The sequence below is a fragment of the Streptomyces sp. NPDC005402 genome (genome assembly GCF_040606575.1).
In the GTDB taxonomy this organism is placed as follows: Bacteria; Actinomycetota; Actinomycetes; order Streptomycetales; family Streptomycetaceae; genus Streptomyces.
The window spans coordinates 1-14226 of sequence record NZ_JBEXFB010000045.1 but is presented as its reverse complement, the minus strand read 5'-3'; the positions used below and the strand labels follow the sequence as shown (position 1 = coordinate 14226).

Here is a 14226-nt window from a genome sequence, read left to right as displayed (position 1 = left end):
GATACCTGTGCCAAACGGGTGTCATCTCGGCGCGCAGAACAGTGGTCATCAGCCGCTATGTACGCAGCAATCTGGCCCGGATGCGGTCTCTGGAGCTGACTCGGCCCGGCGAGCCGCTGCACGGCCTGCCGGAGGACTTCGCCCTCCTGGCTGAGGACATCCCCGACGACCCCAAGGACTCCGAAGCAGGCAAAGACCTCCCGTCCGAGGTCATGCGGCAAATCTGCGAGCACCTGCCCTCTCTCGCCGGCACGAAGCGGAACGGCAACGAGAACCTGGTGGCCACAGAGCTGCTGATCGACACCGGCAGGCGGCCCACAGAGATCTGTCAACTGCGGTGGGATTGCCTTCAGCAGGACACCGCTGGCCAGAACGTCCTGATCTACGACAACTACAAGTCCGGCCGCAAAGGACGGCGACTGCCGATCTCCCAGGCCACCGCGGGAGTGATCACCAGGCAGCAGGGTCTGATCCGCACCGACTTCCCTCGGACTCCCACCGCTGAGCTGATGCTCCTGGCGACACGGGTAGGCAATCCCCACGGCCGCAAGCCGATCGGCGCGGCTGGCTGTCCGGCCGCCACCGCGAATGGATCCAGTCGCTGCCCGAGTTCCTGGTTCCCACCCGCGTCGAGATCAACGGGCAGCAGATCACCGAGATGCTGCCCTTCGACAAATCCAAGATTTTCCCCTACGCCTACCGGCACACTTACTGCCAGCGGCACGCTGACCAGGGCATCCAGCCGGACGTACTCCAAGGTCTAGCCGCCGCCGGCGATGGCCATGGTCGTGCCGACGGCGGCCTTCGCGCCGGACCCCTCCCACGCCTTGCAGTCGTTGCGGTTGCCGGGCAGGGGCCGGCCGACCACCACGACGAGTCGGGTGTCGGCATCAATGACGACCTGGTGGTTGGTGGAGTATCGGTAGTTCTTCGACTGCGCGGCGATGGTGTGGGCACCAGGGTGCCGTCCACGATGAGCACGGTGTCCTTGGCGAACCGCTTGCGGGGCTGGAGGGCGAGCATCGGCCCGAGGTGGTCGATGATCCGGTCCGCGGCTGACTTGGACACCCCGAACAGTGGGGCGAGGCAATGTGAGGTTTGTGCGCCAGTAGGCCGCGACCAGCAGCGCACGGCCCTCCAGCGGCAGGCTCCACGGCCGGCCCCTGCGGACCGCGTCCGCACCCTGGCGCCGCAGAACTGTCACCAGCTTCCCGAACTGTCGCGAGCTCAGCCCGGTGAACGGGGCTATCCAGGACGGCTCCGACGCCGTGATCAGACCAGACACCGCAAGATCTTTTCACAGGCCACAGTGCTGGCCTGCGGGTAGTCAGGGGGGGGTATCGCTGAGGTTCCGCAACCTTGAGCAGGCACTCACGGTCGTCTGCGCTGATCACTCCGTCCGGAAGACTCTCGTCCTCCAACAACGCGCGCAGGGCAAAAGCGTGTGCGGCAAAGGCGGCCCTGCACCACTCGCGTTCCGGGTGATCGCAGTCCTTCCCGAATAGCAGCACCTGGCGTTCATCGTCGGCGTCGACAGGCGGAGACAGCTCTGCGGCAACGACCAAGAGGTCAACCAGGCCGGGCCGGACCGCGATGTCAGGGACGGCTGCCAAACGGATCAGGAAGGGCAGGGCAGCAGGCATCGCGGCGCTCACGTGGAAGACGCTGTTCATCAAGACATTGCCCAGCACGGGCAGGGCCTCGGGGCCGGCTACCTCATCTAGGAGACCGCGGAGCAGGACCGGGATCCCGGCAGGGCATCCGGGAATCTTGAACCAGTTGACATCGGCGCAGCCCAGCAGCGCGGGGTGGTCGCATGCAGCTCGCTCAATCTGCGGATGTTCGCGGAGGAACCGAGCGACGACAGCCTCTTTGACCGCCGCATCCATCACACACATCCCTCTGCCCCGCTCCCGCTCCCGCTCCCACGCACCCGAACGGCGTGCGCAGGACGGAACTCTTCCCGGGGCAGGCATCGAACGCAAGCGCCAAGGCCAGTAGCTGACACCTCCCACTCTGGGGGTAGTGGCGTACCAGCCCGGTACCGGCTTCCGGGACAGCCCTTAATCGCGAACTGACCCGCGCCTTAAACCAGCGCGAGTGACCTACAACGCCCGCGGGAGGAAGTCGAAATGTCCGGGTTCAGCGGACGCGGCGACCGCCATCTTTTCCGAGAGGGAGGGCGGCAGGCAATCGGGGGTGCGGCTATTCGGGCAACGGTCTGTCCTGGACGACGTTCTTCATTATGAGGTGTCGGCGTACGGAGTTTCTGACCTTGGCAAAGTGGGGGCGCGAGGCTCAGAGCGCGTGGGTGCGAGCAGCGGCGGGTGCGCCGTAGCGGCGGTCGCCTGTCGGCGCAGGGCGGCGTCTGCGGCGACCGCCGCTGTCACCTCACGGCCCTTGGCCTCCGGGGACGGTGAGGTGTTCCGACAGAGCATGCGCGTGGCCGTGGGCCGTGGACCACGCCCGCGCCCTGCGCGTCTCGCGCCGCTGGGCTCCTGCCCGACGCACCTGGCGGGGCGCCCGGGCGAAGGCGGTGCCCGTCGCTCCGGCGGACGCGTCCCTGGCGATCCAGTGGACGCCCCGCCGTCGATCTAGCGGGTGGACCCGGTGTGCTCCCGCACAGTCGCCGCCTCGCTCGCCGTCGTCCCGGCCCCCGGCTCGGCGCTCTTCTTCGCGAAGCCGCGCCGGCCCGGCAGGACCGCGAGGACGATCAGTGTTCCGGCGGCCATGATGATCCCGCCGATGAGGCTGGTCTGGGCGACTCCGTGGGCGAAGGCCTGGTGGACGGCGTCCACGGCGGCCTGGGCCTGCTGGGGCCCGGCGGAGGGATCCTGCGCGACCCGCTGCGCGACGGCCAGGCCGGCGCCGACCGAGTCCTTGGCGGTCTCCATCGCCTCCGCCGGGAGCCGGTTGCCCACCAGGTCGGTCAGCTCGTCCCGGTAGGCCGTGCCCAGCAGCGAGCCCAGCACCGCGATGCCCAGCGCCCCGCCCAGCTCCAGCGCGGTGTCGTTGACACCGCCGCCGACGCCCAGCTCGGACTCGGGGAAGGAGCCCATGATCGTGTCGGTGGCCGGGGAGATGGCCAGTCCGAGCGCGAGGCCCAGCATCATCAGCGGCGCCAGGAAGTCCCCGTACGTCGACCCCTTGTCGATCTGCGTGAGCAGGAACATGCCCGCCGTACCGATGGCCAGGCCGGTCACGGCCATCACCCTCACCCCCAGCTTCGGGGCGAGCACCCCGGTCACCGCGGACCCGAGGAACACCGCCCCGCCCAGCGGCAGCAGCCGTAGACCCGTGCCCAGGGCGTCGTAGCCGAGGACGAACTGCAGGAACTGCGTCGCGTAGTAGAGCACGGCGAACATACCGAAGAAGAAGAACATCACCGCGAGCATCGAACCGGTGAACGGCCGCAGCGCGAACTTCCGGACGTCCAGCATCGGGTGCGGGTGCCGCAGCTCCCAGGCGACGAAGGCGAGCAGACCGACGCCGGCGACCACGGCGGCAGCGATGGGGCCGACTCCCCAGCCGGAGTGCGGGCCCTCGATGGCGGCGTAGATCAGGGAGCCGACGGTCACGATCGACAGCAGACCACCGATGTAGTCGATCCGGCCCATGCCCTCCGCCTTGGACGGCGGTACCAAGGCGAGCGCGCCGACCACGGCGAGGAGGGCGATCGGCACGTTGATCAGGAAGGTCGAGCCCCAGGCGTGGTCCTCGAGCAGCCAGCCGGAGACCAGCGGGCCGACGGCTACCGCCACCCCGGAGGTCGCGGCCCAGGCGGTGATGGCCTTGGCCCGCTCGCTGCGGGGGAAGGTCGCGACCACCAGGGACAGTGTGGCCGGCATCACGACCGCGGCACCGACACCCATGATCGCGCGGGCCACGATGACCAGCGAGGTCTCGTCGACCATGCTCCCCATCACCGAACCGCCGGCGAAGATCAGCAGACCGGTGACCAGCGCGCCGCGCCGGCTGTACTTGTCGCCGATCGCGCCGAGCACCAGCATCAGCGCCGCGTACGGAACGGTGTAGCTGTCGACGACCCACTGCAGATCACTGCTGCTCAGGCCCAGGTCGGTGGTCATGTCGGGGGCGGCGACGATCAGCGATGTGTTCGCCATCACCGTGATCAGCAGGCTCAGGCACAGCACGAGCAGCGCCCACCAGCGCCGCGCGTAAGGCCCGGGCATTTTCTCCACGGGGGTGTTCGCAAGGAAGGACATCAGTAGCTCCTGAGGGGGACGGGGCGGACGAGCGGAATCACTCAATTGCCCGTGAGGCGAGCGGGCGACGGGCTGATCTCAGGGCTTCAAGATCATCGTGTGGCCGCTTTGGCGCTTGCCTCGGCGATCCCCTGGAGGGCCGCGTCGGTGTCCGCGATGGCCAGCATCCTGTTGATGTCGGCACCGGCCAGCGCGCCGGCCGCTGCGGAGGCCCCGACCTGGGCGACCAGATCGGTGACGTTGCCGGCCACCCACACACCCGGCACCTCGGTGGTGCCGGCCATACCGGAGGCGAAACCGCGGCCCATGTTCGGCAGATCCTGCACCGGCAGGCCCAGACCTTCCAAGCCCTGGGTGCGGGCCTGCATCCGCGCGGCGACCGCGAGGACGCGGCGGGCCACGACCTGCCCGTCGGCCAGGCGCACCCCGGCGAGGGCGCCGTCCTCGTCGTTGACGACCTCGGTGACCGGGGTGTCGATGACGCGGATGCCGCGGGCGGCGAAGCGGGCGCGGCTGTCCTCATCCAGGTCTGTGCCGTGGGTGAAGTAGGTCAGGTCCTCGGTCAGCTGACGGAACAGATACGCGTGGCCGATGGAGGCCGGGCCGGTGGCGAGGATGCCGATGGGCTCATCGCGCACCTCCCAGCCGTGGCAGTACGGGCAGTGCACCACACTGTGCCCCCAGTGCTCGGCGAGCCCGGGCACCTGTGGCAGCACATCCGTGAGGCCGGTGGCCACCAGGATGCGGCGGGCGGTGAGGTGGCGGCCGTCGGCCAGGGTGACGGTGAACCGCAGGTCCCCGTCCGCCGACGGGGCAGCGGACTCGGCCGAGACCACCTCGCCGAACACGACGCGTCCGCCGTACTGGCGTACCTGCTCCCGGCCTCGTCGAAGGATCTCGGTTGGCGGGGTGCCGTCCAGGGCGATGAGGCCGTGCACGGCCTCGGCGGGCGCGTTGCGCGGGGAGCCGCTGTCGATCACGACGACCGAGCGGCGGGAGCGGGCGAGGATCAGTGCACCGTTCAGTCCCGCGGCGCCCCCGCCGATCACCACCGCGTCGACGGTCCCCTCGGCCAGTGCGTCGCTCGCGTACGGAGGAGTCGTCACAGCCATGGCCTCCTGCTTTGCCTTGTCAGTCATGGTTCGGTCAATCCTTCGAGTTCTGGGTGGTGGGAGGGGGTCAGCTGTTCAGGAAGCCCAGGATGTGGTCGGCGACCGTCTTGGGCTGTTCGAGGTGCAGGTAGTGCCCCGCGCCAAGGACAGCCCGACGTTCGTGATGTACAGATCCAGTCCGGCGATGAAACTCGCCGTCGCCAGGCTCGCGAGGATCAGACCGGGCCTTGCCGGCCTGGAGGGCCTCGCGATGCCGGGCGGCGCGGAGGAGTGCAAAGGCATGGGTTGCTCTCCATCGCCCAGGCGTGCACGCACCCTGTCCGGCGAGCTCAGGCTGGTTTTTTACTGAACAGTCCGAAACCTAGATGGTTCTGTACTGAGTTGTCAATTACGGCGGGTCGGCCGTACCTTCTATGTATGGCGAGACCACGAAGCTTTGACCGCGACCACGTCCTCCATGCCGCCGAGCGGCAGTTCCGCGCCTCGGGCTACAACGGCACGAGCGTCGACGACATCAGTGCCGCCACCGGCCTGGGCCGCGGCAGCCTCTATGCCGCGTTCGACGGCAAGCACGGCGTGCTGATGCAGGCGATGGCCGGCTACTTTGCCCGGCTGGGGCAGGGTCCGCGGAAGATGCTCGCCGGACCGGACGAGGGCGCCCTGGAACGACTGCACGCATACCTGCTCCGCGCCGTCCACGGGGTGCCACTCGCCGAGGACGTACCCGCCGCCTCTGACCGGGCGTCGGCGGCCTGCTTCGCAGCCAAGATGGCCCTGGAGCTCGGCGCCTCCGACGCCGAGGTGAAACGCCTGGCCAGCGACTGCTTCTCCGTAGTCCGGACGGCGGTGGCCGAGTGTGTGCGAGCGGCGCAGCGCAACGGCGACATCGACCCCGACGCGGATCCCGACGACCTCGCGTACCTTCTGCTGACCATCATCCGCGGGACCGATGTCGTAGGCGCGTACGGCCACAGCCCCGACCGCCTGACCTCGATCGCGGAGAGCGCGTTCGCCTTGCTGCCCCGCCCGCGCCAAAGCTGAGAAGGGCACGGCCAGCCTCGTTGCGTGGTGGCAGCGCCCCTTCCCCGACGCCCACACCCTCCTGCTGCCCGGCCGGCAACCGGCCCTGGTCGACACCGGTTTCGGCGGCCACGCCGACGAAACCGCCGCCTGGGCCCGCACACACGCCAGAAACGTCGACGTGGTCGTCAACACCCACTGGCACTCCGACCACGTCGGCGGCAACGCCCTCCTCCATGCCCAGTGCTCCGCCATCACCGCCGACACCCCTGAGGCCGACGCGATCACCCGCCGTGACCCCGGCTGCTGCGCCGGGAGGAGGTGCCCGGCCTGCGCGCTCGGTGATCTGTATCTTGTTCGCCGCTCCGCCGGAGCAGCCCAAGGTCATTCCTGGCCACCGTCGTCGTCTTCGTTCAGCTCCGGCACGTCCCGGGTCGCGCAGCGTGCGCAGGCGCCGACGGCGGAACGCCAGTTCAACGAGCTGGACTTGGCAGAGAAACCGTCCGCGACGACGGGGCAGACTGTCCCGGAGTTGTTGCCCGTCCGCCGCCGTCACCTCGGAAGCCGCATTTCGTCGGTTCCCCAGCAGGGGCAGTGGTGGCGGCCTGTGCCGCGGTGATTGCGGTGCCCGACCCAGCAGGCGTCGTCGATTCCCGCAGGGCGTCAGCCGGCTGCGTCGCGGTGGTCTGGAAGCGATCCGGCTCAGAGACCGGCCGGTTCCTGACGGAGCAGGTCGGGGCGGATCTCGGCGAGGTCGAAGCACAGAGCGGTGTGAGCAGGGCCTGGGGAAGCCCCCGACGGGACAGGGGGCTTGTCCTCGTCGGGGGCGGCTGTGGGGGCCGGGTGGGTCAGCTCCAGGCGTTGAAGCTGATGCCGGACGGCTTGGCCTTGTTCAGGGTGTTGCGGAAGTGGTCCTTCTTGTCCTGGAGCGGGAAGTTGGCACTGCCCCAGTCGGAGCCCTCCAGAGCGTTCCAGGCCGTGCGGTTCTTGCTCCACAGGGTGTCGTAGGGGACCAGCGCCGGACGGTCCCAGCCTCCGTCGCTGTACGCCTCGGCCCGCTCGCCCACCTTGGCGAAGCGGAAGGAGTGCGTACCGAGGTACGTGGCTATGGTGCTGTTGTCCTTGTGGTAGACGACCTTGAAGCGCTTGCCCACCCGCTCCACGTCGTTGAACCGCTTGGTGGTGTAGTTGCCGTGGGCGGAGACGGACACGTAGCTGGGCCACTGGTCACTGCCGTGGTACCAGACCACGGCGGCCTCGAAGTCGTGCCGGTGCCCGGTGATTGCGGAGCCCCCGGAGCCCTGGTCCTTCTCGAAGTACAGGGTGTAGACGATGCCGCACCAGCCGCTGCCCTTGTCGCACTTGGCCCGCGAGTAGGTGTTGGCGTGCGTGAGGTGGTTGCTCTTGCAGCCGCCACCGACTGATCCGGAGGGGTTCAGACCGCCGTTGAGCCGGCCGCTCGCGTCGACGGCGGGCGCGGGGTAGCAGCCGTCCGCGTCGTAGTCGAAGAGCGGCTGGAACATCTCCTGCATCGTGGAACTCGCGCCCATGTAGGGCAGGGGCGTCAGATTGGCGGCGTTCGCGCTGCCGGTCAGGCCGGCGGTCAGCGCGGCGGCGCTGCCCGCGACGACCGCCGCCTTGCCCAGGCGGGACGTCCTCTTGCCCTTGGTCTTGAACTTGGTCCTGAGTACCTGCGCCATGCGGGTCTCCTCCAGTTGCTCGGTCTGCCGGGAATCGGCGTGGCGAGATCGAGACTGGAGAGTGGAGAAGTTGTACGGCAGAGCTTCTGATCAAGGTAATCAATTTCTCGCGTTGTTTCGCGGCACAGTTTCCTTCGGCGGCCATTCCGCGCCACTGCCACGTTGTGTGCCGTTCACCCGGCGTTTTGCCGCGGCCGGCGGCAGTCGACCGTCGCGGCCGACTCCGGGACCCGGAGAGTTCCGGTCAATTACTCCTGTCGCCTTTCATTTGCCTGTACGTCACCGAGAACATGCTCGGGCGACAGGTTTCGCGACGTATGGTCACCGCTCTGGCGTCGGTTTCGTCAGATGTGTGGAGGTACATGCGCATGGGTCGTCCCGAAAGACCCCTGGACCCCGCGTCCGGTCCCATAGCCCGGCTCGCCCAGGAGCTCCGCGAGGTGCGCAAGGCCGCGGGGACCCCCTCGTACCGGCGTATGGCCCAGGCTGCCGGGTTCTCTGCGACAACGCTGTCACTGGCCGCGTCCGGCGAACGGCTGCCGTCGCTCGCCGTCGTCCAGGGGTACGTCAAGGCCTGCGGCGGCGACCCCCTGGAGTGGGAGCCCCGCTGGAAGGAGGCGGAGGCGGAGGCCGCCGAGGCTATGCGCGAGAGGGCGGACACCGAACCGCCGTACCGGGGACTCGCCCGCTTCGAGCCCGCCGACCGGCACCTCTTCTTCGGCCGGGAACGGATGGTCGAACAGTTGCGCCAGCTGGTGCGCGACCACCGGTTCGCGGTGCTGTTCGGGGCGTCCGGCAGCGGTAAGTCCTCACTGCTGCGGGCCGGGCTGATCCCCGCCCTGCGCGACGAGATCGCCCGCGACAGCGGCCCGGCGGTGCTGCGGGTGCTCACCCCGGGCCCGCGGCCCGCGCAGACGTACGGCCATCTGCTGGCACCCGCCGAGGACGAGCCGGAGAGCTGGGTCGTGGTCGACCAGTTCGAGGAGGCCTTCACCCTGTGCCGGGACCGCGAGGAGCGGGCCCGCTTCATCGACCTGCTGCTCGCCGCCCGGGACCCGGCCAGTCGGCTGCGGGTGCTGGTCACCGTGCGGGCCGACTTCTACGCCCGGTGCTCTGAGCACCGGGGCCTGGCCGACGCGCTCTGCGGTGCCGGGCTGCTGCTCGGGCCGATGACGGCCGACGAACTGCGCGAGGCGGTGACCCGGCCGGCGCAGGCCGCCGGGCTGCTGGTGGAGCGGGAGCTGACCGCGCGGATCGTCGAGGAGGTGGTCGACCAGCCCGGCGGACTGCCGATGCTCTCGCACGCATTGCTGGAGACCTGGCGGCGGCGCAAAGGCCGGGTGCTCACCCTGGGCACGTACCAGGCGGCCGGCGGGGTGCGCGGCGCGATCGCGGCGACGGCGGAGGAGGTGTACGAGCAGCTGACCGAGGCTCAGGCGCACGCTGCCCGCCGACTGCTGCTGCGGCTGATCGAGCCGGGCCAGGGAACTCCCGACACCCGGCGCCCGCTGACCCGCGCCGACCTGGCGGACTGGACCGACCCCGAGGTGCCGCGGGTGGTCGAACGGCTGGCCCGCGCCCGCCTGCTCACCACCGACGAGGACGGCGTCCAGCTCGCGCACGAGGCCCTGATCACCTGCTGGCCACGCTTGTCCGGATGGCTCGAGCAGGATCGCGAACGGCTGCGTCATCACCGGCGCCTGGCCGAGGCCGCCCGCGCCTGGCTGGAGCACGACCGTGAACCCGGTGGGCTGTACCGGGGCAGCAGGCTGGCGCGGGCCGAGGAGCTGTTCGGGGACGACGACGGCACACTCACCGTGTCGGAGCGGGCCTTCCTCGTCGCCTCGCTGGAGGCCAGGGAGGCGGAGCGGCGGGCCTCCGCGCGGACGGCCCGCAGGTCCCGGGTGCTGGTCACCGCCCTGTCCGCCGTCCTGGCGGTGGCCCTGGTGGTGAGCCTGACCGCGTGGAGCCAGCACCGCGACAACGAGCGGCAGCGCACCGACACCGCCGCCCGCCGCATCGCCGCCGTCGCCGACTCCCTGCGCACCACCGACCCGCGAGCCGCGATGCTGCTGGGCGTCGCCGCCTGGCGGGTCTCCCCCCTCCCCGAGTCCCGCCGGGCCCTGGTCGGCGCCCTCGCCCAGCCCGAACAGGACATCTTCTCCGACCCCGCCCCCGGTGACAGCCCCCGCCGTTTCCTCGCCGCCTCCGGCCGCGCCCTGCTGAGCATCGAGGGCCGTACCTGGCGGACGTACGACGTGGCCACGCACCGCCGCGCCGGCTCAGGCCGGCTGCCGGCCGGCGGCGATCAGGTGGTCGGGGTCTCCCCCGACGCGAAGGTGATCGCGCTGTCCGGCGAGAACGGCATCAGCCTGTGGGACACGGCGACGGGACGCTGGACCGGCGGTGGGCCGTGGCCGGCGTCCTCCGATGTCGTCGTCGGGAACCACGCCTACCTCGTGACCGGCACCGAGGACGAACGGGCGCGCGTACGCTCCCGCACCGACGGAACACCCCTGTTCGAGGGCCCGAGGGTCAGCAGCGCGGACATGGCCCCCGACGCACGCACGGTTGCCGTCTGCCCCACGGGCGGCCAGGGCGCCATGCCCCAGGTGTCCGTCGCCGCCGGCGACCGCGCCCCGTCCGGCGAGGGGCGCGCGCCCCAGGTGTGGGACGTCGCCGGCCACCGAGAGCTGCCCGGCGCGTGGACGCGGGACAAGGACGTCTGCGCCGACAACGACTCGACCCTGGTCATGGGCGGCGGACAGCGGATGGCTGCCCTCTCCCCGGCCGGAATCCGCGTCTGGGACACCGGCTCGGGGCGGCTGCTGGCCGACCTGACCGCCCCGAACGCCACGTACTGCGCCTTCAGCGGGGACGGAAAATTCCTGGCGGCGGCCGACAGCACGGAGATCAAGGTGTGGCGGCTGTCGTCGCCCGACGCCCCGGTCTTCCGGCACTCCCTCAACAACCAGTACCTGTACCCCGGCCTCGCCTGGGACCCCGAGCACCCGGTCCTGCGCTATCTGGAGGCCGGTACGGTCCACTCCCTGGACGTGTCGGCGGCGACGACGTCGGCATGGCACGACGAGGGCCTGTCGGGAGTGCGGCTCGCACCGGACGGCCGCACCCTCGCCACCGCCGAACGCACCGACACCGGCTACCGCTTCCGATTGCGCGACACCCGGGACGACCAGCCGACACGAACCCTGCCGTCGCCGCCGATTCCCGTCGCCGACGCGGGCACGGACCTCGTCGTCCCCGAAGACACCGACGCGCTGACGGCGTTCAGCCCGGACGGCGGACTGTTCGCGTACGGCATCTCGGCGTCGGGCCGGGAAGCGACCCCGCAACGGATCACGATCTGGGACGTACGCCACAACAAGGTCCGGGACACCCTGGACCTGGCCACCGCCGGCTCGACGCCGGTGATCGAGCTCGCCCTGGGCTCCGGCGGCCGCACCCTGTACGCCGTGCGCACGCCCACGGTGGGTGAACTGGCCGACGAGGTGTGGGACACGGCGAGCCACCGCCGCCGCTTTGTGGTGACCGGCCTGGACAGCGGCCACATCGCCGCCCGCCCCGACGGCGGCCTGCTGGTCGGCGACAACCGCGTCGCCCGCCTCCCGAAGGGGACGGTGGCCGGGAAGGACCTCGTCCAGGGCGACCAGATCGGCGCCATCGCCTTCAGCCAGGACGGCACACGGCTCACGGTGGGCGACGGGACCGGCCGGGTCGCGCTGTGGGACGGGGAGCTGAAACGCAAGGCTGGGGTCCTGCGCAACGTCTTCCCGGCCCGGCTCGGCGACACCCCGGAGGGCGTCGGCGCGCTCGCCTTGAGCCCCGACGGCCGCACGCTTGCCGTGGGCGGCAGCTGGGGAACGCTCCAGCTGTGGGACGTCGCCACCCAGCAGCCGCTCGGCGGACCGCTGCCGACGGCGGGCGAGGAGATCGTCTCGGTGGCGTTCAGCGCGGACAGCGGCACGGTGTACGCGGCCGGGAACCACGTGCCGCTCCAGCGGTACCTCGTCGATCCGGAGCGGGTGGCCGAGCGGGTGTGCGCCAGGATGCGCGGCGGGCGGCTGACACGGGCGCAGTGGCGGACATATGTGCCGGATGCTCCGTACCGCGACCTGTGTGGGGACCGAGGGGCCTCCTGAGCTGGTTGATTGCCATGATCAGAAGGACTGCCGATCAACTCTCCCGGCTGGCAGGCTCGTTCGAGCCGTGGCGCGTGCAACCTCCTCCGCTCGCGCCACGGTCCGTTGCGAACGGAGCGGGAGGCGGCCCCCGGTCCCTTCTCCTCGTCGACGGCCGTACGGTCGCTTCTACGGATGGCGACCGGGTGGTGACGCCGGGTCAGGGGCTTCCACATCACCCCCGGAGTGGACGGAGTTCGAGGAGCACTTCGACAGGCGGAAGGTCGAGCTGGGCAACTGCGCTCGTCCCTACGGCTCGCCCTGCCAGCACGAACACGCCTGTATCCGATGCCCGATGCTGCAGGTCCGATCGGGCGGGCGCGGCAGCGTTCGACGAGGCGACGTCGGCCTTCGATGGTCAGTGGTGCGTTGCGGTGTAGTGGCGTCATCGGATGATCGGGGCGGTGCCGGTCGCGGCGATGGACAGGTCCCACAGCCGTGCGGCTGCCTCGGGGTCGATGGCGTAGGCGCGGACGCCGCCGTCGTCCATGGACGCTTCGGGGGCGGAGATGCTGGCGATGTCGCAGTCCTCCAGGTAGAGGCCGCCGCAGTCGGCGAGGAGAGGGGAGGTGGCGGCCCACAGGCCGGTGGCGGCGCCCTGGGAGGGGATCTTGAAGTCGGTGGCGATCACGTTGCCGTGCTCGTCCACCCACCCGCGGTCGATCTGTTCCTGTAGTGCCATTTCCCGCTGCAGCCCGGTGATGATCTTGCCTGGATGAAGTGAGAAGGCCCGGACGCCGTCGCCGCGCCCGAGCGTGTCGAGGTGTACGGCGAAGAGGGCGTTGGCGGTCTTGGCCTGGCCGTAGGCCAGCCACTTGTCGTAGCCGGTGCGGAAGTGCGGATCGTGCCAGCGGATGTCGGTCAGGGTGTGGCCGGCGGAGCTGTTGACCACGACGCGTGCACCGTCGGCGGCGGCCAGGAGCGGATAGAGCTCGCAGGCGAGGGCGAAGTGCCCGAAGTGGTTGGCGGCGAGCTGGCCCTCCCAGCCGGGTCCCACGCGCCGTTCGGGAGTGGCCATGACTCCGGCGACGGCCATGAGCAGATCGAGCCTGGCCAGGGAGTCACGGATGTGCGCGGCGGCGGCCCGCACGCTGGCGAGGTCGGTCAGGTCCATGGGGATGACCTCGCAGCCCTTCACATTCGCGAGTGCGGCCCGCGCGATGTCAGGCCGGCGCGCCGGAACGATGACGCGGGCTCCGGCGGCCGCGAGGGCACAGGTGGTTTCCAGGCCGAGCCCGGAGTAGCCCCCGGTCACCACGGCGTTCGTGCCGGACAGATCGAGGCCCGCGGTGATGTCCTGGACAGTGCTGGTGGCGGAGAAGCGCGAGCCGAGCGGCTGTTGATCAATGCTGGTCATGCCGTCGAAGCTACGATCTAGAGCGAGGTCTAGATCAAGTTAGACTGCGGCGCATGGCTAGCACCGAGACTCCTGCAACGCCGCTGAGCATCGGCGACGTGGCCGAGCAGACCGGACTCAGCGTCCACGCGCTGCGCTTCTACGAGCGCGAGGGACTGCTCGTCGGACCGGTCCAGCGAACCTCCGGAGGCCGGCGACGGTACAGCACGTTCGACGTCGACTGGCTGCTGATCTGCGTCAAGCTACGGGAATCCGGGATGCCTCTGGCCGACCTCAAGCAGTTCGCCGAGCTGGTGCGGCACGGTCCGGGAAACGAGGCGGAACGCCTGCAGCTTCTCGAAGCCCACCGGCGGCGCGTGGACGCACAGATCCAGGCACTGGAGGAGTGCCGGTCCGTCATCACCTGGAAGGTCGGCGTCTACGCCGACCACCTCGCCCGCGGCAAGGCCGAAGGACTCTGGGACCCCACGACCTGAAACCTCAACCGCAGCGTCAGCAACCTTCTGCCCCGCAACACCTAGTGTGCTGCGCCAGAAATCCTGAGGGTTAGTAAGTACCCTGTTGCCATGTCGCATCCGGGGCCTTCTGCTGTGTCGATCACACTGTCCGAAT

General features: G+C 70.2%; 10 protein-coding genes and 2 pseudogenes. 7 read left to right on the top strand and 5 right to left on the bottom strand.

The window, feature by feature from the left end; all coding sequences use genetic code 11:
• The first annotated feature begins 80 nt into the window (after nt 1–80).
• Nucleotides 81–764, top strand: coding sequence for a tyrosine-type recombinase/integrase (locus ABZT02_RS43660; protein ID WP_356028493.1), 684 nt, complete (start codon nt 81–83; stop codon nt 762–764).
• On the opposite strand, the pseudogene ABZT02_RS43655 reads toward ABZT02_RS43660, so the two are convergent.
• The 3 genes and pseudogenes from ABZT02_RS43655 to ABZT02_RS43645 all read right to left on the bottom strand — a co-directional run.
• A pseudogene (locus ABZT02_RS43655) lies at nt 764–1285 on the bottom strand (transposase family protein); the annotation flags it as partial. The gene ABZT02_RS43660 and the pseudogene ABZT02_RS43655 overlap by 1 nt on opposite strands.
• A 1309-nt stretch (nt 1286–2594) precedes the next feature.
• A complete protein-coding gene (locus ABZT02_RS43650; RefSeq protein ID WP_356028491.1) occupies nt 2595–4226 on the bottom strand; it encodes an MFS transporter in 1632 nt (543 codons plus the stop codon).
• Nucleotides 4227–4318: 92 nt separating this feature from the next.
• The gene (locus tag ABZT02_RS43645; RefSeq protein ID WP_356028538.1) at nt 4319–5338 is read right to left on the bottom strand and encodes an NAD(P)/FAD-dependent oxidoreductase; all 1020 of its coding nucleotides are present in this window, start codon (nt 5336–5338) and stop codon (nt 4319–4321) included.
• A gap of 25 nt (nt 5339–5363) precedes the next feature.
• On the opposite strand from ABZT02_RS43645, the gene ABZT02_RS43640 reads away from it, so the two are divergent.
• From ABZT02_RS43640 to ABZT02_RS43630, 3 genes are all read left to right on the top strand, one after another.
• On the top strand, nt 5364–5687 hold the full coding sequence (locus ABZT02_RS43640) for a hypothetical protein (RefSeq protein WP_356028488.1): 324 nt from the start codon (nt 5364–5366) through the stop codon (nt 5685–5687).
• 68 nt (nt 5688–5755) lie between these two features.
• Nucleotides 5756–6379: a TetR/AcrR family transcriptional regulator gene (locus ABZT02_RS43635; protein WP_356028486.1), complete on the top strand. Its 624-nt coding sequence runs from the start codon at nt 5756–5758 to the stop codon at nt 6377–6379.
• Between the two features lie 61 nt (nt 6380–6440).
• The gene (locus ABZT02_RS43630; protein ID WP_356028536.1) at nt 6441–6977 is read left to right on the top strand and encodes an MBL fold metallo-hydrolase; all 537 of its coding nucleotides are present in this window, start codon (nt 6441–6443) and stop codon (nt 6975–6977) included.
• 229 nt (nt 6978–7206) lie between these two features.
• Here the strand turns inward: ABZT02_RS43630 and ABZT02_RS43625 are convergent, their stop codons facing one another.
• The gene (locus ABZT02_RS43625) at nt 7207–8058 is read right to left on the bottom strand and encodes an NPP1 family protein (protein WP_356028484.1); all 852 of its coding nucleotides are present in this window, start codon (nt 8056–8058) and stop codon (nt 7207–7209) included.
• Nucleotides 8059–8426: 368 nt separating this feature from the next.
• Between ABZT02_RS43625 and ABZT02_RS43620 the strand changes: the two genes are divergently transcribed.
• A complete protein-coding gene (locus tag ABZT02_RS43620) occupies nt 8427–12218 on the top strand; it encodes a hypothetical protein (protein WP_356028481.1) in 3792 nt (1263 codons plus the stop codon).
• Between the two features lie 223 nt (nt 12219–12441).
• Nucleotides 12442–12564: pseudogene (locus ABZT02_RS43615) on the top strand (site-specific integrase); the annotation flags it as partial.
• Between the two features lie 78 nt (nt 12565–12642).
• Here the strand turns inward: ABZT02_RS43615 and ABZT02_RS43610 are convergent.
• Nucleotides 12643–13614, bottom strand: coding sequence for an SDR family NAD(P)-dependent oxidoreductase (locus ABZT02_RS43610; protein WP_356028478.1), 972 nt, complete (start codon nt 13612–13614; stop codon nt 12643–12645).
• A gap of 53 nt (nt 13615–13667) precedes the next feature.
• On the opposite strand from ABZT02_RS43610, the gene ABZT02_RS43605 reads away from it, so the two are divergent.
• On the top strand, nt 13668–14090 hold the full coding sequence (locus ABZT02_RS43605; RefSeq protein WP_356028476.1) for a MerR family transcriptional regulator: 423 nt from the start codon (nt 13668–13670) through the stop codon (nt 14088–14090).
• Nucleotides 14091–14226: the final 136 nt, after the last annotated feature.